Here is a 19,940-nt window from a genome sequence, read left to right as displayed (position 1 = left end):
TATGGACCAGATACAAGCCATGCGGATTTTTGTCCGCATTGTTGAGTTGGGCAGTTTCAGTCGTGCCTCAGAAAAACTGCAATTGCCTCGCGCCACCGTCAGCCATACGCTAAAGCGGCTTGAACACCGGTTGGGCGTCCGCCTGCTGATTCGCACCACCCGTCAGGTGAATATTACCGCCGAAGGCACCCTCTATTACCAGCGCTGCCTGCAATTACTGTCAGCCTTTGAAGAGGCCGACTCGCTATTTAGCCATCAGCGGCTGCAACCGGAAGGAAAAGTGCGTATTGATATGCCACATTCGTTAGCGCGCAATGTGGTTATCCCGGCACTGAGTGATTTTTATCGGCGCTATCCGCATATCACACTGATTCTCGGAGCAAATGACAGCACCATTGATTTGCTGCGTGAAGGCGTGGATTGTGTGTTGCGGGCTTGGCTGCCCCATGATGAACAACTCGCGGCGCGTAATATTGGCCAACAGCCACAAATAACCTGTGCCTCTCCAGCTTATCTCGCCAAATATGGCGTCCCGACTTCACTCGACGATTTGACGGGCCATCAGGCTGTGGGCTATTTCTCACAGTTAAATAGCCGCGATTACCCGTTGGAATTTGTTTATCAGGGGAAAATTGAAAGCCGCGTATTGCCCAGTATTTTGAGTGTCAGTGGCGCAGATGCCTATATCGCGGCCGGTGTGGCGGGCTTAGGGCTGATTCAAGCACCCACACCTGGAATTCACCACCAATTAGCACAAGGTGAGCTGATTGAGGTATTACCCGCTATGCCGCCACCGGCAATGCCACTGTTTATTATGTTCCCGCCAGGGCGTTTTTTGGCCCCCAGAGTCAGAGTCCTAATTGATTGGCTAATCGAGTTATTTGCCCATTATCCACTTGAAACCCCCGAGACAGAGAACAGAGCTTAAAATTTCAAATACTTGAGTAATCAAAGCAATTGCTCAACATATGATGCTTTTTACAGCAAACGTCCCGCTTAGGGGAAATAAGTATTGACCTGAACGTGAAAATCTCTAGAATTCGCCCCCGTGGTTGCATCAAAAAAGTCATGTTTCCGGTACGCGATGGTGGCGGAATTGGTAGACGCGCTAGCTTCAGGTGTTAGTGTTCTTACGGACGTGAGGGTTCAAGTCCCTCCCTTCGCACCAAACATTTCTTTCTCAATGAGCAACTTCAGCAGTAAAGATTTATATTGCACAGCACATGCGATGGTGGCGGAATTGGTAGACGCGCTAGCTTCAGGTGTTAGTGTTCTTACGGACGTGAGGGTTCAAGTCCCTCCCTTCGCACCAAACATTTCTTTCTCAATGAGCAACTTCAGCAGTAAAGATTTATATTGCACAGCACATGCGATGGTGGCGGAATTGGTAGACGCGCTAGCTTCAGGTGTTAGTGTTCTTACGGACGTGAGGGTTCAAGTCCCTCCCTTCGCACCACGATGATTTCAGTTATTGTTGCCGCTATAGTTATTGCCACCATAAATTATTATTCACTGTAATAATCAAATTCCACCGCCCTTTCAGGCAAAAAAATCCTATCTATCAATGTATTCCGTTATGCATCAGTATTGCAGCCATGCCGCCTAATAGTGCCAGACAAGATGGTAATAACAGGAAATGCCGCAATCGAGCATGATATAGCATGCTGACGGTTGCCAGCATCGCAACGATGATCAGCACTCGTAACTCACCCACCGTGATATCAGCCCAGCCCAACACCGGTAGCAAAGCAAAAGGCAGTAAAATTCCCCACCCGCTGGACATCGTCCGACTCAATAAGCCACTTATCCCCCATGAACGGTAAGCTGCTAGTCTGGCTGTAATCATAATGATGGCCACCTAAGTGATAATGATAACCACTATCATATAACACTACAGAAAAATCTGCACTAGGAAGTTGTTGGTAGAAAACGACTGATTTGCCAGGAATAGCTCGGTTGATGCAGCCTAAAGATAAGATTTAGAGGAGTAAATTGATTAGTTGATCGACATCATGATGACAGGTCGAAACAAAAATGGTAATTTTGATTAAGAAAATTCCTAAAACAATATAAAAAGCTTCAAACAAAAATAATCACTTAGAAGAACCATTTATCGTGATGCCTGAATAAAATGGCCTCATGAGGATATTGTTTATTTGTCTACTGACAGCGCGCCATTATGCAGAGTGAATTGAATATGAATAGCCATTCCTACGATCAGCTACTGAAAAGTAAGCATCGGCTCTCTTTACTGCTTTTTCTATTTCTTAATGCAGCGTCAGCTATTTTCAGTATGATATTACCATCACCTGAAACGCCAGCGGTGACATTGCCGATTGTTATGATCACGGTTATAAGTCTCAGTGCGGCCGCTTATTTGATTTTTATTTCGAAGAATTATGTCGATAAATTGAATTTATTTTCAATTATGATGGGGCTGCTCTGGGCCTGGCAAATCATTCTTAAATACGAATATCTGGGTACTAATGAAAATAATTACTTATTACTCAGTTTGTTTACCATTTTCTTCATCAGCACTATTGCGCTGTCTGATAACTTTCTCGCCTTTTGTTTGCATACCGCCCCCTCTGCATTCACCGTTATTTGGCTGGATGATTTCCAGAATATTTTCCGCATTATATTCACATTAATGCTGCCTCTGATTGGTTTTTCTTTACATCATTTGCTGATGCGGCGCAGTGATGAATTCACCCGAAAACTTGTAGCCCATCTGTACAATGAGCGAGAAAAATTCAGTGATTTAAGTATGATAGACCCTCTAACCGGCTTATATAACCGCCGTGGATTGGAGAATAAACTCGAAACCCTCTTAGCCCAGTCCCCCGGCAATCACTATGTGCTGCTGCTCGATATCGACCATTTTAAGGCCTACAACGATAACTATGGTCATACCATGGGAGATCAAGCATTGGTGCGAGTTGCGGCTGCTATTCGTGATGCCGTACGTTCGCGGGACATCGTGGTGCGCTATGGGGGTGAAGAGTTTTTGGTGTTATTGACACATGTGAGTGAAGAGTACGCTAGTCAGTTAGCTGAGCGAGTGCGTCAACGTGTTTTAGGTCTTGATATTCCACATGTTTTTAATCATAAAGTCTCCACGACTGTTACCTTGAGTGCGGGGATTTCCCCATTACAATCCTATGATCTGGCCTCTTCTCTTAAGGCCGCAGATGAAGCACTTTATCGCGCCAAGAAAAATGGGCGTAATAACGTTGCCTTTGCCGAGGAAAAACTATCAAGTGCCGAGCCTTCGCCTTGATAAAATCACTGAACATAATGCTCAACTATTATTTGAGCGCCGAATAGTTGAGTTTAATACTATTATATTTCTCTTTCACTCCGTTATTAAACCGTGTCATCACATATAAAAAAATAAATCGCTGGTTAATCTGTTGGTAGATAGCATCTATTTAAGTTAATCATTCTACTTAAGCCAGTCATTCTACGCCCGTAGATCAGAACATTATTAGTTCTTAAATCATAATATGCTCTATTATTCCCATTTAAATTCCCACCTAGCGGCCAGATAATGCAGCGTTATGCACCAATTCATGGCGTGAATAATATTCATATTATGTAAATCAGAATAATGATTCTCATTTATATTAAAAGAGACAATTCAGACAGGAAGGGGGATACGGTGGTAGCACGAGAAAAATACATAAGCCCAGCAGATGTTTAACCCACCGGGCTTACCGTCAGCGAATCTATCAACAACCGCTGACGGCGCTACTATCAGAAAGCAACCGACCCTTGGACAAAGAAGGTTCTTGGCTCGCCAACATACTTGCCGGAGTTATTATCATTGGAGCGTGTAAAATAGCGCTGATCAAACAGGTTTTTCACCCCTGCACCCACCGTCAAATTAGACCAAGCTGGTCCGAAATTATATTCAGCACGGGTATTCCACACCATATATCCGGGAATTCGGCCAAACTGACCATCAGCACTTTCGGCCGTAATATATTGTGGGCCAGACCCAGGGGATTGCTGCTGAGATTGTGCATAGCTATCCAGATTCCAAACCCAGTTACCGGTTTCATAACGAGTGCCTAGGGTATAGACCTCGCGTGAATAGAACGGCAAATCTTTACCGGCGAAATCACCGCTTTTGGTGGTTGCTTTGGTGTAGGTGTAGCTGGAGTAAACACTAACCCCATTCAGTAGCGGATTAAATTCGCTCAAATCATAGCTAAATGCCAACTCCACGCCTTCGTGAGAAGTCGCCCCCAGATTTGTCCAGCCAATATCATTGCTGATGTATTGCAGCTGATTATCAAAATCGATGTAGAACAGAGTCAATTCGCCGGTCATGACCGTGTCATCGAAGCGGGTACCAATTTCATAACTATGGGCTTTTTCTGCCGTCAGCCCCGGAGCGGGTGCATTACCATTTCCGCCTTTACTGAGCTGGAAATACTGCATGCTGCCGAATGAAGTGTTGGCATTGGCGAACAATTTCCATTCATCAGACACATGGTACATCACGTTAAGTGATGGTAGCGGCTCGCTGTATTGCTTTTCTCGTCGGGTATTAGCAAAAGAGTCATCCACATTGGTGCGGATATTCTCATAGCGTAGACCCGGTGTGATCGTCCAGTCGGAGATATTGATAGCATCATCGATATACACCGCATGGGCTTCAGTGCCGCCCGAAGTGTGCTGATAATATTGTGGTGTGGCGGGTGTTGACGTTACGGTGGCCGGGTTATACCAAGGGGAGCGGTAGGCTTTCTCATCCATGGTTTCATTCAGGTAGCGATAACCCAGAGTCACCTCATGGGAACTGCTGCCCATTCTGAATAACTGTGAATAACTCGGTTCAATCGCATAGGTGGTGTAATTACGTGGGTAAGCCACCATCCGTTTCTGACCAAGGCTGGCCCCTGTGCCTTCAGATTCAATATTACTGCCACGGAAACTTTTGGTGAAATAGGTCAGCAATTCAAACTGTTTATCATCTTCCTGATGAGTATATTTGAATGACATATCACGGCGACGGCCATCAAACTGATCATAAGGTCGGGTAGACTGGAAAGGATTCTCGGCATATTGCGCGCTGGTCAACCCGCCCGGCATGCCAGCATGCGCTTCGTAATAGTGGAAGTTTGCCTGCAACACGTCATGTTCAGTTAACTGATAGCGCGTTTTCAGCATAAAGTCATCGATATCAGTATTGTCGTTATTATCACGATACCCCTGACCATGCAGGCCAGAATAGAGCAATGCCGCGCCAAAGCCATTATCTGCGGTACCGCCTAATGAGGCGCTGCTCAGCGTTTTTAACCCACCGTGATTGGCACCCTGCGTCTGTGCACTCACCGCACCACTGAAATCTTGCGGAATAGCTTTGGTATTAAAGTTGATGATCCCGCCCACATTTTGCGGCCCATAGCGCACTGCGCCGCCACCGCGAATCACATCAATCGACTGTAAATTACCAATCGACAATGGGGCCATAGAGAGCTGCGGCTGGCCATAAGGGGCGACCGCCAGTGGGATGCCATCCATCAAAATGGTCGAGCGAGGCGACAAACGAGAGGTCAACCCACGCACTCCAACATTGAGTGAAATGTCGCTGCCACCAGTACCATTGCTTTCGCGCACCTGTACTCCGGGAATACCACGTAATGAATCGCCAACCGTTTGAGCACCCTTTTCGTGAATGCGTTGCTGGGTAACGATAGTACGGGCTCCCGGGTGATTCAGAACAACCGTGCTGTTATCAGTATTATCCAACCAGTTACCGACCACTGATAGCTGGTCGTTTTTATCTGTTTGGGATTCAGAGGGTTGAGCAGTCACTGGTTGGGAGGACTTCTCTGCGGCAAAAACAGGTAATGCCAGCGCGACAGAGGCGGCCAGCAGGGACAGACGGGCAAACGTTAACATTTTGAGCCTATTGCGAAAGGAACTGTGTCTAATTGTTTTTTTTTGGAAACGCTAATCTTAATGATTACGCTTACCAAGTAAATCAATTTTGTCGCCGATAGGAAGATTATTTGTCGCCATCCTAAGATGACGGCCAAAAGTAATAACCATTAAAAATTAAATGGTTATAGATTGCGGGCCGTCACAGATATGAAAATGGTTAAACTTGCCCTTAAGGATGAGAGGCCACCCAAAATACACCGGAGTAATCAATCGCGGTATATTTCTGGTGAATCATTTCCAAATCCGCCTGTGGGTCCAGATCAGCGAACAGTTGTGGATGGAGGAATTTAGCGATCGCCTCCACGGCAACCACATTGAGTGGGCTGTCATAGAACTGGTGATAAACCGCCATGACTTTCTTATCCTGCACTGATTTCAATACACTGACTCCAGTGCGCCCCATCAAATGCGCCAATCTTTTCTGTGTTGTTGCGGCATCGGTGTTATAGCCCAGAGGCACAGCGACCGAACCTTTGTGACCACGGCTCCAGTCGGCCCCGGTCATCAGATAGAAATCTGGGTTGCTGGCAATCAGTTGCTCGACGTTAATCTCACCGCCCATTTCTGGGAACAACTCGCTACCGATATTATTCCCCCCCGCTTCAGCAATAAATTGGCCAAAACTGCCTTTACCGAAAGTAGAGCAACACTCTTCGCCCGTCATACCCGCATGGCGCTCAATGAAAACACTTGGCCGCTGTTCTGGCTTAAGGGTTGCGACCCGTTGGCGAATCAAATCGAGACGTTGCTGGTAGAATTGCACGAAATCCTCAGCATTCTTTTCCTCACCAAACACTTTGCCAAGCAGCTGCATACTGGGAACTGTATTGGTCAATGGCTGCTGACGAAAATCAATGAACAGCACCGGGATCGCAGATTTATCCAACTGCGCCAATACACCACTGGCTTTAAGTTTTGCCAACAGTCCGGTATCAAAAATGATGAGATCGGGTTGCAATGAGACGGCCCTTTCGACACTGAAATCAGTCACGTAAGGGTTATCAAACATAGGAATATCATTCACTTCGGGGAATTTTTTGGCATAAGCCTCGACCAAATCGGCGGCTTTCACTTTCAGTGAATTATCCCAGGCAATAATGCCTTTTAAGGGGGTTTGAGGGTGCAGAATATTCAGCGCCATCAATGCCCTGGCATCCGCCAAGATCACTCGCGAGGCGGGTTGAGCTAATGTCACCTGTCGACCTGCAACATCGGTCACCACAATGGGCGCGGCTAAAACAGAAAATGAGGCCGTTATCGTGAAAAACATAACGACTGATAGTAAAAACCGGCTGACAGTATGACCGAGCATGAAATGTCCTTTGAAAAATTAAATGCTTTACCCAATAGATTTCGAGTTGCGGGTAGATAGCAACTGAGTGAACCCATGAGTTGAGATAACTCAATAAGTTGGCTTAATGACGTCCACCAACAACCCTGCATTTTGAAATAGGGCGGGTTGAATGATAATCCATATCGTTTCAGAACTTGAATCATTGTCTGCGGTGTGGCGATAAATTCTTTTTAATAGCGTTATTGGCTGTTTTTCTCTATTGCAGATTATTTTGTTGCTTTGCTAAACCGATTCTTCTACTTTTAGCAACAAATAGGATTGAAGAAAATAGGGGTTTATCATGGAAAATACCATTTGGGTTTTAGGCGATGCAGTTATTGATCTAGTCCCTGAAAATTCAAATAGTTACCTTAAATGCCCCGGTGGGGCACCGGCCAATGTTGCAGTCGGTATCGCCAGATTGGGGAGTAAAAGTGCGTTTATTGGTCGAGTTGGGCAAGACAGTTTTGGCCGCTTTATGCAGCAGGTATTGCAGCAGGAAAATGTTGATACGCGCGCAATGAAACTGGATCCAGAGCACCACACCTCGACGGTGGTGGTAGATTTAGATGAGCATGGCGAGCGTACCTTCACTTTTATGGTGACCCCCAGCGCCGATCTGTTCCTGCAATCTGCTGACTTACCTGAATTTAAAGAAAATCAATGGCTGCATTTGTGCTCAATCGCTCTAAGTCAGGAACCCAGCCGCAGTACCGCATTTGAAGCCATGCGCCGTATTAAAACTGATGGTGGCTGGGTCAGTTTTGATCCTAATATTCGGGCCGATATCTGGCGACAGCCGCAAGAATTACTGCCCTGCTTACAACAGGCATTGCAGTTGGCTGATGTGGTGAAACTGTCATTGGAAGAGCTGCATTTTATCTACCCACAGCAAGATATCGCTACCGCCATGGAGCAGCTGATGGCTGACTACTCCTGCAAATTACTGCTAGTGACATTGGGGGCAGAGGGAGTTTGGGTGCATAACCGCCGCGGTTTGCAAAAGTATCCAAGCCGGAAAATAACGCCAATAGACACCACCGGAGCAGGAGATGCCTTTGTTTCCGGGTTACTGGCAGCACTGGCACAAAAGCCAGATTGGTACCTTGGTACAGATCTGACAGCCGCTATCGACCAAGCGCAAGCTTGTGGTGCTTTAGCCACCAGCGCCAAAGGTGCTATGACCGCCTTACCGAATGCGCAGGAACTGGCACAGTTTCTACAGCGCCATCACTAACCTTTTAAAGAGCCACCGGATGCCCGCGTAAGCATCCGGTTTTCCCCCTACGTACGATTTCTGATGCGCTCTATCCCCCTTTCATCGCCTTATTTCTCACGTCATATCCCTCGATTTGCAGCCCAGATCACAATAGCTGAATCGGGTTAGCAAAATGTTTTGCTAATCCCCAAGGATCGCCTTTATGTTAGCCATGAAAAACCGGTTTAGCTGTTTAGCATAAATACAATCAATCACATACCGAGTGATATAAAAATGATGATAAAACCAAGCTATCTTGCTGTATCAATAGGACTTATCCTTTCTTGTGCAGCGACCACCACCTCAGCAGCTTCTTCTTCGGATAGGGATATCGAAGCCCGCCTTAATGCTTTAGAACAGCGACTACAACAAGCTGAACTTCGCGCCAAAAATGCAGAGACACGTGCCGAAATAGCAGAAAAACAAGCACAAAAACTAGAAACTCGCACACTTGCAGCCGAAGAAAAAACGGTTCAGGTCGCTAAACGCACCGAGAAGTTAGAAAGCAAAACACAGAGTGACAATGGCTTTGAGTTCCACGGTTATGCTCGCTCCGGTTTGTTGATGAACAGTTCCGGCACCGGCACACAAGGTGGTCCCTATGTTTCACCTGCTGGCAGCACTGGTGGTGCCATTGGCCGCCTAGGCAATGAACCTGATACCTATGTTGAAGTTAATCTTGAGAAAAAACAGCAGCTAGATAACGGCGCGACCACTCGCTACAAAGTGATGTTGGCCGATGGTCAACGTAGCTATAACGACTGGACCGCCGACAGCAGTGACCTTAATGTCCGTCAGGCATTTGTCGAGTTGGGCACCTTACCGACCTTCAATGGCATCTTCAAAAACAGTACCTTGTGGGCCGGTAAGCGTTTTGACCGCGATAACTTTGATATTCATTGGCTTGATTCCGACGTGGTCTTCCTTGCCGGGACCGGTGGCGGTATTTATGACATCAAGTGGACCGATAATCTGAAGAGTAACTTCTCGTTATATGGCCGAAATTATGGCGAAATCGAGAATGTTAATAGTGATATTCAGAGCTACATTTTCACCACCAATAACTATATTGCCATCAATAACAGCGGCTCATTCCAATGGATGTTGAGCGGCCTGCGCGCCAAAGATAATGAAGCACGCCTCAATAGCGGCGAAACCGTCAATACGAATGCCGCGGATAAAGGCGTTCACACCATGCTGGCCTATCACGGTGACAGTTTCTATGGCTTGCGCGAGGGTACTTCGAAAACCGCATTGCTCTATGGCCATGGCTTAGGTGCCGAGGTGAAATCCATTGGCTCTGATGGCAATTTAACCAGCAGTGCCAATACTTGGCGCTTGGCGTCTTATGGCACTACGGCACTGAGCAAGACTTGGAGCCTGGCTCCGGCAATTTTGGCCCAACAAAGTCAAGATCGCTATGTCGAGGGCGATAGCTATAAATGGGTGACATTTAATGCCCGTCTGATTCAAGAAATTACTGAGAACTTTGCACTGGCTTATGAGGGCAGTTACCAGTATATGAATCTGGACCCACAAGGTTATAAGGATTACCACAAAGTCAGTGGCGGCTTCTATAAACTGACCTTCGCCCCGACCTTCAAGGCCGGTGATATCAGTAATTTCTTTAGCCGCCCAGAAATACGCGTCTTTGCCACCTATATGGATTGGAGCCAAGACCTGGATAACTACGCCAAGGATGATGCCTTCGGTAAGAATGATTTTGCTGCCGGCGGTCAATGGAACTTTGGTATCCAGATGGAAACCTGGTTCTGATAATCCCCCGCCGCGCAGGGGATTGGCTGCGGCGGCGGGAACCTATTTTATGACCATCCATGACGATACGCTGCCAGCATTGATAATGCCGCGGCACAACATTCGGAATGGATATGCGAGGGATATAATGAATATTAATGAGACCGCAAAGGCTCTGCTCCCATTGCTTGGCGGCAAAGAAAATATTGTGAGTGCGGCACATTGCGCCACCCGCCTGCGTTTGGTATTGGCTGATGACACTCTGGTACAGAAATCCGCCGTAGAAAAGCTGGAGGGGGTTAAAGGCTGTTTTAGTAATGCCGGGCAGTTACAGATTATTTTCGGCACCGGGCTGGTGAATAAAGTTTATGCCGAATTTATCAAAGTCGCGGGCGTTAACGAATCCAGTAAATCTGAAGCCGCCGATGCCGCCGCCCGCAAGTTGAATCCGTTCCAACGTATTGCTCGCCTGCTATCCAATATTTTTGTGCCCATCATTCCAGCGATTGTCGCCTCTGGCCTATTAATGGGCCTGCTCGGTATGGTGAAAACCTATGGCTGGGCTGATGCCAACAGCGCACTGTTCATCATGCTGGATATGTTCAGCTCCGCCGCCTTTATCATTCTGCCTATTTTGATTGGTTTTACTGCGGCGAAAGAGTTTGGTGGTAACCCCTATCTGGGGGCAACGTTAGGCGGTATTTTAACCCACCCGGCACTCACCAATGCTTGGGGGGTTGCGGGCGGATTCCATACCATGAATTTCTTTGGTATGGAGGTGGCGATGATTGGCTATCAGGGCACGGTATTCCCGGTGCTGCTGGCCGTGTGGTTTATGAGCATGCTGGAAAAACGCCTGCGCAAAGTGATCCCGGATGCGCTGGATTTGATCCTTACGCCATTCCTCACTGTGATTATTACCGGTTTCGTCGCCTTGCTGTTTATCGGCCCTGCCGGGCGAGTGCTGGGGGATGGGATTTCGCTGGTACTCAGCACATTAATTACGCATGCCGGTTGGTTGGCTGGCTTGCTGTTTGGCGGGCTTTATTCAGTAATCGTGATAACCGGTATCCATCATAGTTTCCATGCTATCGAAGCGGGTTTGCTGGGCAACCCGAATATTGGCGTTAACTTCCTGCTACCTATCTGGTCGATGGCGAACGTTGCTCAAGGTGGAGCTTGTCTGGCGGTCTACTTTAAAACCCGTGATGCCAAGATTAAGGCGATTGCTATTCCATCAGCATTTTCCGCCATGCTAGGGATTACCGAAGCCGCCATTTTCGGGATTAACCTGCGCTTTATTAAGCCGTTTTTAGCTGCACTGGCAGGCGGAGCATTAGGTGGCGCATGGGTGGTAGCTAATCATGTCAATATGACGGCTGTCGGCTTAACCGGTATTCCGGGCATTGCCATTGTGCAAGGTAACTCCATTGTTAACTATCTGATTGGTTTGGTGATTGCCTTTGGCGCCGCCTTCGTTATTTCTTTGCTCCTTAAATACAAAACGGACAGCGAATAATGCAAGAAGCCAGTTTACTCAAACATCTTACGCTGGCAGTGATGCGCGGTCAGATCCGCGCATCGCAAGACCCACATCGGCCGGGCTGGCATCTGGCCCCCTGTGTCGGGTTGCTGAATGATCCCAATGGATTTATTTACCATGCTGGCTATTATCATCTGTTCTATCAATGGAACCCGCTGGATTGCCGCCACGGCAGTAAATATTGGGGCCACTGGCGCAGCACTGATCTGGTTCATTGGGAACATCAGCCGGTGGCCTTAGTGCCCAGTGAGGCCTACGAAAGTCATGGCTGTTACTCTGGTTCTGCCGTCATTGCTGATGACCTTATCACCCTGATTTATACTGGCAATGTGAAATATCCTGATGGTTCGCGCACTGCTTTCCAATGTCTGGCGCAGGAGAATGACCGAGGGGAGTTCGATAAACTGGGGCCGGTACTCCCACTGCCGGCGGGCTATACCGGCCATGTACGTGACCCAAAAGTCTGGCAGCACCATGGCCAATGGTACATGGTGCTAGGGGCGCAAGACCTGCAACTACAAGGCAAAGTTCTGCTGTTACGTTCAGATGATTTGCACCAATGGCAGAATTTAGGTGAGATTGCTGGCTCGAATCTCGGCGGGCTTGGGCCTTTTGGTTATATGTGGGAGTGCCCGGACTTATTTAGGTTAGCCGAGCAGGATATTTTAATTGTCTGCCCACAGGGTATCCCTGCTGAAGCCGAACGTTATCGTAATACTTTCCAGGCTGGCTATTTGCTCGGTCAATTGGATTATACCGACGCGAGCTTCAGCCATCAGGATTTCCATGAGCTGGATGCCGGTTTTGAATTCTATGCGCCACAAACTACAGCAGCCGCTGATGGCCGTCGGCTGCTATTTGGCTGGATGGGAATTCCCGATGAAGATGAGCTGTATCAGCCAACTGTCTCCTATGGCTGGATCCACACCATGACCTGCCCGCGTGAATTGAGCTTGCAGGGAGACAGGCTGATTCAGCAACCCGCCCGCGAGTTAACCGCACTACGTCGCGAACAGCGCCAGTGGCAAGGTCGAGCTCAAGATGCGCCGCATTTTCCCATCAGCAGCGCTGAAATGATCATCGACGTCAGTGCGCCTTTTACTCTCGAATTGGGTCATAAACTGATGCTGGAATGGGATGGCGCGCGCATAACATTGAGTCGCAATAACCTGCGCACCGGGTTGCGGGAGTTCCGTTACTGGCGGGGTCAACTGCATCAATTACAGTTGCTTTGCGACCGTTGCAGTATAGAAATTTTTATTAATCAAGGGGAAGCCGTCATGACCTCGAGCTACTTCCCGGCAGAGCCAGCGCAGGCAATCTTCAATGGATGTGCCGAACTGTGCCTGCAACACTGGCTGTTGTCTTCGCCCATGTTAGAATGAGTTATCTTTCAAGGCGACAGATTCACTCAGTGAAAAACAATAACCGGTGAAAAATAACAAACGTATTACCATCAACGATATCGCCAAGATGGCGGGTGTGTCGAAGTCGACCACCAGTCTGGTGCTCAATGGACGCAGCAAGGAATATCGTGTTTCGGATGAAACGCGGGATCGTATTATTGCCTTGGCCAGCGAACATAACTATCAACCCAGTTTTCACGCCCGCTCACTGCGCTCAACCCGCAGCCATACCATAGGGCTAGTGGTGCCGGAGATGACCAACCACGGTTTTGCACTGATTTCTCGTGAGTTGGAAATGTTATGCCGCGAAGCAGGGTTACAGCTGCTTATCGCCTGTACCGATGAAAATCCCGGTCAGGAAATGATGGCCGTCAACAGTCTGGTGCAGCGCCAGGTTGATGGCTTGATTGTGGCCTCCAGCCAGCTCAATGATGGTGAATACCAAAAAATTAATGCTCGTCTGCCGGTGGTGCAGATGGACAGATTAATTGGCGAGTCAGATTTGCCGCTAGTGATTACCGATTCCGTGACCTCGACTGCCGCACTGGTTGAAAATGTCGCCCGCCAACATCCAGATGAATTTTACTTCCTCGGCGGTCAGCCACGCATCTCGCCAACCCGCGATCGTTTAGCCGGTTTTCAGCAAGGGTTACAGCAAGCTGGGGTCGAATGCCGCCCGGAATGGCTGCTTAATGGGCATTACCTGCCCAGCTCGGGCTATGAAATGATTGCCCAGCTGTGCGCACAATTAGGTCGCCCGCCCAAAGCGGTATTTACTGCGGCTTGTGGCTTGCTCGAAGGGGTGCTGCGCTATCTCAATCAGCATCAGTTAATGGATAGCGATATTCATCTTTGCAGCTTTGATGATCACTATCTTTTTGATTGCTTGCCGCTAAAAATTGACACCATTGCGCAGGATTGCCAAGGGCTGGCGCGCCATAGTTTTGAGATGATCACCGCACTAATTGCCGAAACGCCGCTGGCGCAAAATCAGCTGATTCTGCCAGGCCAGATTCATTGGCGTCATCCGGGTTCTAAGGCGCTCAATGAGTCACACTGAGCCGGCCGCGACACCCGCGCTGATTGGTTCATGGCTGCGCTGCCAAAAGCTGATGCAAGCTCAGCAATGGCGGGTGCCACACCGCGCCGCCGGAGCAACGTTCCAATCAATTTGTCAGCGAAAGAATGACTTATTGGTGTTAGGCCAGGCGGCATTGGAAGATGCTTACGAATACATGGAATCACGCCACTGCGTGCTATTAATTCTCGATGAAAGCGGCTGCACCCTGTGGCAATGCGGCCATCCGCAAACCATGGGCCAGTTACGAGAGTTAGGCATTGATTGTGGCAGCTATTGGACCGAGGGATTAATTGGGACTAATGCCCCGGCTCTGGCAATCGCTGAAGGGCATCCGGTACAAGTCAGCGGCAAGCAGCATTTCAAGCAAGCTCTGCATCCATGGCGTTTTTGCGCCACTCCGGTGTATGACAACAGTGGCCGCCAGCGCGCGGTCATTGTCTTGGGCAGTTTACTGGCCGATAACGCCGCCAGTGATTTGCCACTAACACTGGCGATTGCCCGTGAAATTGGCAATTATCTCCATGCCGATACCTTATTGGCGGAAACTAACCGCCATCTCAATGAGTTAAATGCCCTGCTTGATGGAGTGGAAGATGGTGTCATGGCGTGGGATCAACGTGGCTGTCTGTTGTATCTTAATCGTCGTGCTGCGGCTATTTTGCAACTCGATGAAACCAGTAGCCTTGGCAAGCCAGTCACGGATTTGCTCACCCTGCCCGCTTTACTGACCCAGGCTATTTTGCAGCGTAATTCCCTCAGCCATGTGGAAGTGACCTTTGAAAATCAACAGCAATTTATCCCCGCGCTATTAACCCTTAAGCCGATTCCTGATGGCGATCGCTGTGGTTTTATTGCATTGCTGCATCCACAAGAATTACTGCGCCAAATGGTTCACAACCAATTAGGGCGAGCCAGTTATACTTTTGACGATATGCCCGTGGCATCTCTGGAGATGCGCCGTCTGGTGCGTTATGGCAAACAGGCGGCAAAAGGCCGACACCCCATTTTATTACACGGGGAAGAAGGCGTCGGTAAGCAGCAATTAGGGCAAGCCATTCATAATGCCAGTACCCGCGCCGATGGCCCATATATCGTGTTGAATTGCCAAGCATTACCGCAAAATCTCATGGCGCGAGAGTTTCTGGGTAGCGACGCCAGCGAGGGGGAATCCGGCCAACCCAGCAAATTTGAGTTGGCTAATGGCGGTACGCTCTATCTGGAGCAAGTTGAATACCTGTCGCCAGAGATGCAGTCGGCGCTACTGCAAATCGTCAAAACCGGTATGGTGATGCGGGTGAACTCTAATCGGGTGATCCCGGTGGATGTGCGGATTATTACCGCCACCGGTGCAGACCTGCCACTGCTGGTGAAACAGGGGCGTTTTCGCCGCCAACTGTTCTATACCCTGCAATCTTTCGAGCTGCATATTCCCCCACTGCGCCAGCGCCAACAAGATATCCCACTGCTGGTTCAGCATACATTGGCCAGCTTGGGGCAACATTTCCACTGCCAGTATCAGCCAGATGAAAGTGTCATCCGCCAGTTATGCCAATACCCTTGGCCTGGCAATGATCAGGAACTGAAAAGTGTGGTAGAGCGCGCCGCCATGGCGTGCCGTAATAATCGTATTAATCTCAATGATCTACCGGAACATTTATTGGGGGAGAAATTACTGCTGGAGCCCGATATGCCGCAACCCCAACCAGTTCTATCACTACAAGAATTAGAACGGCAGGCTATTATTCGCGCGGCACTGGTATGCCAAGGCCAGCTGAATGAAATGGCGGCCTTATTAGGTATAGGCCGCACCACATTATGGCGAAAAGTGAAACTCCACCGGCTGGATATCCATCAGTTTAAAGGTGGCGAATCACTGCCGGTTTAGACTCAATACTAGCTTGCCCTTAATAAACATTGATCCTTAATCAGCATTTATCCTTAATAAACAATCCAGTCAGGGAAAATCATAGGCAAAGTAAAAGCTTTTAGCTGTTCGGTTGATAGCTGGCGGCGCTCTGCATTGATTTCAGCCCCTGCACCCCGACTGTTTGCCTCAAAGAAGCGCGAATCTTGCGGATAGAACCAAATTTTCTCACCTTGCTTATCTTTACCGGACATTTTATCCCAACCATAAATATGGTCATCCATCGTCGTATTTATAAATACAGCCTGACCAATAGCCGCCGGATCGGCATAACGACCATCATCGAAGGTGGTGGTTGGATGCCATGGACGGCCCAAAGCAAAACTTTTGGCTGGGACGCCAGGTTCTTTCGTCAAACGGCTATTCATAAATATCAAACCATAGGGCGACGTTTTTAATGTGCTGGGAGCCGTGATATAGCCATAAGGTGGCTCAATATCACTGCGATCGCGGGCCACAATATCGCAATTATCAAATACGGTGACACCAGAGCCAAAAATAAAATCAACATGACCACTGATTTCACAATCAGTGAAATAGCTTCGGCTACCTGTTTTGCTATAAAGCGTATCCTGATAGCCCTCAAGTTTCACTTTCTTGAAACGTGCTTTATCACTTTTTTCAGCCAATAATAGTGCCACGGCTTGGGTATCTTTTAATTTTGTCGGGTCGGTATCGGCTTTTTTCTTATTGGCTGGAAAATCAAAATCATTACGAATGGTGAGATCTTCAGCGGTAAAGTTTGGTGCATTCACTAATACCGTGCTGCTGCCTGAAGTCCCCCATTTTTCACCTTGTGGATTAAGCATACCCGCGGCAGTATCAGCACCAATCACCGTGCTATCCCGGCTTTCTCCCTTCAACGTAACATTCGCCCGCACTATCTCAAGCCTTTCGGTATAAACGCCATTTTTAAGGAAAATAACAAAAGGAGAGGTATCCACTGGAGCTGACTGCAACGCTGCATTAATCGAGGAAAACTCATTTCCCTGAGGGGCCATAGAAACCACAGCATTGTACTGTGCACTTACCTCACCCAATACAGCAAATGACATTAACCCTAACAATAGTGTTTTACCCAGAAAATTAATTGGCATCTCATATTCCTTAGTGACTAATACTCGCCAGATTAAACTCACCTTACGTTATTATTGATTAATTGAAGGATGACTTTAGTAGTGAAAATACACAATACACAAAATGAAACGCCATTCCACTTATGCAGATCACATTTCTAACATTATCTCCAGACCCGATCATATGAGATTTTATTCATTCCACTTTAAATGAAAAACATCTCACACTGTAGAATAAAGAAGTAACGAAAAAGAGTTACCTGAATAAATTATTTATAAAAATAATAAGAAAAATAGACTCATACAAAACAGTAAATAAAAACAAATTCGTTAAATATAATTTGAAAAATATACATATAAATGTGTTTTTATAAAACTTGCCGCAGGACAATCTTTGATATATAAAAATAAAGAAATTAAAAAAAGATTAAAACATAACTCAGAAATTGAGCGTTTTAATATAATTAAATTTGTATGTTTTATTTATATCAATATAAAAAATCAATAACTCTTAGTAAAATAGGATATTTTAATCATGGGTATTAAATATAAAATAATTCAATTTAATATAAATGAATTTGGCGTAAATATAATTGAATTAAAAAAAGAGATATCATTTAAATCATTAGGATGGGATAAAAATGACATAAAACTGTCTCAGTTGAGATTCTTGATAACTAAATATATCAATGATAAAAAAGTAATTTTACAAGAGGCTCAATGTTTTCTTGACGGGAGAATAGTCCCCAATAGCATTCAAGAATTAATATCAAGCTTGTCCATAGAAGATCAGCGGAAATTTCACGCCTATAAACCTTTTAGAAAAAGAGGTATTAGCCAATTTATGGTTGAATACGTCAACAAACAATGGGAAGTCAATCATGTTACCCTCCCAGAACTAACAGATTTTGCTCAACGTGCAGACCATCCGTTAGATTTGCGGAAATTAATACGTAGATTTCCACCGATGGACAAGACAACAACCCAGTCAATTCTGCTGAGAATTCTTATTAAAAAATGTATAGAAATGCTTTGTGAATGCGAACCTCAGGTAAAACTAAAAAAAATAGAAGTGACTTGCCATCAAATGTCTTTAATTATTGATAGCTCAATACCTTCAGTGTGTAACTCACCCGAAGGTCTGCATCAAGATGGGAGCAACTATATTGTATCCGCATTAGTTATTGATAAATACAATATTGAAGGCGGCACCAGCGAACTCTATTGTGTTGAAAAAAAAGAAATCATTAAATCACATACTTTAGAGCGCGGCGAGGGATTATTTCATATAGATAAGCACTCAACTATATGGCATAAGGTGACCCCAATAAAATTAAAAAATATATCTTTAGGTATAGGCTATAGAAATATATTAGGTTTCGATTTCAACTTTATATCCTAACTATAAAAATAACGAAAAAATCATAATGACGATAAAAACACAAAGAAAAAAAAGCCTTACTTTAGCAATACTATTTTTTATTCATGGGGTTGTATATGCCAGTTTGGTTCCATGGATTCCAGACATAAAGGAAAAGTTTAATCTTAATAATTATATGGTTGGCGTAATGGTATCAGCAATACCTGCTGGATCAATTACTTTTGGATTACTTTCTAAAAGATTTATTAATTTTATCGGATTATATTGGGCGACTAGCATTAGTTTTCTATGCTTAATTATTAGCACATCAATAGTTTCATTTTCGTCATCATGGTATGCCATTGTATTATTACTTTTTCTATTCGGTATTTTTGACTCCTGGGGTGATACCTGCATCAATGTACAGGCCATCAATATACAAAAGCTATATGGGCGAAGTTTGATCAATCGCCTCCATGGTGCAGGCAGTATTGGAACTATATGGGGAGGGCTCATCGCGGTATCCGCTATTGGTTTTGGTCTTTCAATGGAAAAATTTAGTCTTGCTGTATTATCTATTAATTTAATCATGCTTATTATTTATATAATATATTTCCGCAGTACAAAGATAGATAATAAATTTATTCCACAGAGAAATACACAGCAAGATATAAAAAGACTAGAAAAACAACTATTTACTCTCGCTTTAATTATACTTGTATTTACATGTGCAATAGAAGAAACAGCAAGTATCTGGGGAGCAATATACATGAAGGACTCATATGATGTTTCATCTGCCGTTTCAGGTTTACCGTATCTTGCATGTCAAATATTAATGGTTGTTGGCCGTATTTTTGGTGATTATTTTACTAATAGATTTGGCAGAATAACCATTCTAAAATGTGGGATTACATTATCAGCTCTAGGTGTAATGTTAATCATAGCTATCAACTCATTTGTTTCTACCATACTGGGATTTTCGTTAATTGGCTTAGGGATATCGGTAGTATTTCCGTTAGCAATATCATTTATTGGCCAACTACCAAATATAAATGCAACCAGTGGGATCACCTTCGCCACTTGGATGTCACGAGTTGGCCTGCTAGTCGCACCGCCATTAATAGGTATGCTAGCAGATAAAACATCTTTAAGAATTTCATTTTTAGCCATATTTATCAGTTGCCTAGTAATGCTAATGCTGACAAATATATTATCATCAAAATTGATTAAATTAAATAATGGACCTTAG

The 19,940-nt window shown here is 46.0% G+C and carries 14 protein-coding genes and 3 tRNA genes; 13 read left to right on the top strand and 4 right to left on the bottom strand.

Features of this window, described 5'->3' with window-relative positions:
• Nucleotide 1: 1 nt before the first annotated feature.
• From FTA96_RS12655 to FTA96_RS12640, 4 genes are all read left to right on the top strand, one after another.
• On the top strand, nucleotides 2-928 hold the full coding sequence (locus FTA96_RS12655) for a LysR family transcriptional regulator (protein ID WP_145573930.1): 927 nt from the start codon (nucleotides 2-4) through the stop codon (nucleotides 926-928).
• A gap of 153 nt (nucleotides 929-1,081) precedes the next feature.
• Nucleotides 1,082-1,168 (top strand) — tRNA-Leu (locus FTA96_RS12650).
• Between the two features lie 57 nt (nucleotides 1,169-1,225).
• Nucleotides 1,226-1,312 (top strand) — tRNA-Leu (locus FTA96_RS12645).
• 57 nt (nucleotides 1,313-1,369) lie between these two features.
• Nucleotides 1,370-1,456: transfer RNA gene (locus FTA96_RS12640), tRNA-Leu, on the top strand.
• Between the two features lie 105 nt (nucleotides 1,457-1,561).
• Here the strand turns inward: FTA96_RS12640 and FTA96_RS12635 are convergent.
• Nucleotides 1,562-1,846 carry a DUF1435 domain-containing protein gene (locus FTA96_RS12635; protein ID WP_050109532.1) on the bottom strand — a complete coding sequence of 95 codons (285 nt, stop codon included), beginning with the start codon at nucleotides 1,844-1,846 and terminating at the stop codon, nucleotides 1,562-1,564.
• A 333-nt stretch (nucleotides 1,847-2,179) separates the two neighbouring features.
• Between FTA96_RS12635 and FTA96_RS12630 the strand changes: the two genes are divergently transcribed.
• Nucleotides 2,180-3,280 carry a GGDEF domain-containing protein gene (locus tag FTA96_RS12630; protein WP_050109533.1) on the top strand — a complete coding sequence of 367 codons (1,101 nt, stop codon included), beginning with the start codon at nucleotides 2,180-2,182 and terminating at the stop codon, nucleotides 3,278-3,280.
• A 476-nt stretch (nucleotides 3,281-3,756) separates the two neighbouring features.
• Here FTA96_RS12630 and FTA96_RS12625 read toward each other — a convergent pair whose 3' ends face one another.
• Together FTA96_RS12625 and FTA96_RS12620 are read right to left on the bottom strand one after the other, a co-directional pair.
• Nucleotides 3,757-5,913 carry a TonB-dependent receptor family protein gene (locus FTA96_RS12625; RefSeq protein WP_050121639.1) on the bottom strand — a complete coding sequence of 719 codons (2,157 nt, stop codon included), beginning with the start codon at nucleotides 5,911-5,913 and terminating at the stop codon, nucleotides 3,757-3,759.
• 211 nt (nucleotides 5,914-6,124) lie between these two features.
• On the bottom strand, nucleotides 6,125-7,267 hold the full coding sequence (locus tag FTA96_RS12620) for an ABC transporter substrate-binding protein (protein WP_050109535.1): 1,143 nt from the start codon (nucleotides 7,265-7,267) through the stop codon (nucleotides 6,125-6,127).
• A 322-nt stretch (nucleotides 7,268-7,589) separates the two neighbouring features.
• On the opposite strand from FTA96_RS12620, the gene FTA96_RS12615 reads away from it, so the two are divergent.
• The 6 genes from FTA96_RS12615 to dhaR all read left to right on the top strand — a co-directional run bounded on the left by FTA96_RS12615 (nucleotide 7,590) and on the right by dhaR (nucleotide 16,216).
• Nucleotides 7,590-8,525, top strand: a complete 936-nt coding sequence (locus FTA96_RS12615; RefSeq protein ID WP_050109536.1) for an aminoimidazole riboside kinase — start codon at nucleotides 7,590-7,592, stop codon at nucleotides 8,523-8,525.
• Nucleotides 8,526-8,780: 255 nt separating this feature from the next.
• Nucleotides 8,781-10,322: a carbohydrate porin gene (locus FTA96_RS12610; RefSeq protein WP_072077958.1), complete on the top strand. Its 1,542-nt coding sequence runs from the start codon at nucleotides 8,781-8,783 to the stop codon at nucleotides 10,320-10,322.
• A 127-nt stretch (nucleotides 10,323-10,449) separates the two neighbouring features.
• Nucleotides 10,450-11,820 (top strand): sucrose-specific PTS transporter subunit IIBC, encoded by a 1,371-nt coding sequence (locus FTA96_RS12605; RefSeq protein ID WP_050109537.1) that lies wholly within the window; start codon nucleotides 10,450-10,452, stop codon nucleotides 11,818-11,820.
• Nucleotides 11,820-13,229 carry a glycoside hydrolase family 32 protein gene (locus FTA96_RS12600; protein ID WP_145573928.1) on the top strand — a complete coding sequence of 470 codons (1,410 nt, stop codon included), beginning with the start codon at nucleotides 11,820-11,822 and terminating at the stop codon, nucleotides 13,227-13,229. Before FTA96_RS12605 ends, FTA96_RS12600 begins: the two co-directional genes overlap by 1 nt.
• 46 nt (nucleotides 13,230-13,275) lie before the next feature.
• Complete coding sequence (locus FTA96_RS12595; RefSeq protein WP_050121643.1) at nucleotides 13,276-14,310, top strand: LacI family DNA-binding transcriptional regulator; 1,035 nt, start codon at nucleotides 13,276-13,278, stop codon at nucleotides 14,308-14,310.
• The gene (dhaR, locus tag FTA96_RS12590) at nucleotides 14,297-16,216 is read left to right on the top strand and encodes a dihydroxyacetone kinase operon transcriptional regulator DhaR (RefSeq protein ID WP_050109540.1); all 1,920 of its coding nucleotides are present in this window, start codon (nucleotides 14,297-14,299) and stop codon (nucleotides 16,214-16,216) included. The genes FTA96_RS12595 and dhaR overlap by 14 nt, the downstream gene beginning before the upstream one ends.
• Before the next feature lie 53 nt (nucleotides 16,217-16,269).
• Here dhaR and FTA96_RS12585 read toward each other — a convergent pair whose 3' ends face one another.
• Nucleotides 16,270-17,352: a pectinesterase family protein gene (locus tag FTA96_RS12585; RefSeq protein WP_145573926.1), complete on the bottom strand. Its 1,083-nt coding sequence runs from the start codon at nucleotides 17,350-17,352 to the stop codon at nucleotides 16,270-16,272.
• 514 nt (nucleotides 17,353-17,866) lie between these two features.
• On the opposite strand from FTA96_RS12585, the gene FTA96_RS12580 reads away from it, so the two are divergent.
• On the top strand, nucleotides 17,867-18,733 hold the full coding sequence (locus FTA96_RS12580; RefSeq protein ID WP_145573925.1) for a 2OG-Fe dioxygenase family protein: 867 nt from the start codon (nucleotides 17,867-17,869) through the stop codon (nucleotides 18,731-18,733).
• A gap of 25 nt (nucleotides 18,734-18,758) precedes the next feature.
• A complete protein-coding gene (locus tag FTA96_RS12575; protein WP_050109543.1) occupies nucleotides 18,759-19,940 on the top strand; it encodes an MFS transporter in 1,182 nt (393 codons plus the stop codon).

Source organism: Yersinia alsatica, from assembly GCF_902170305.1.
Lineage (GTDB): Bacteria > Pseudomonadota > Gammaproteobacteria > Enterobacterales > Enterobacteriaceae > Yersinia > Yersinia alsatica.
The sequence above is the reverse complement of the archived record's forward strand: the minus strand, read 5'-3'. Positions and strand labels throughout refer to the sequence as shown.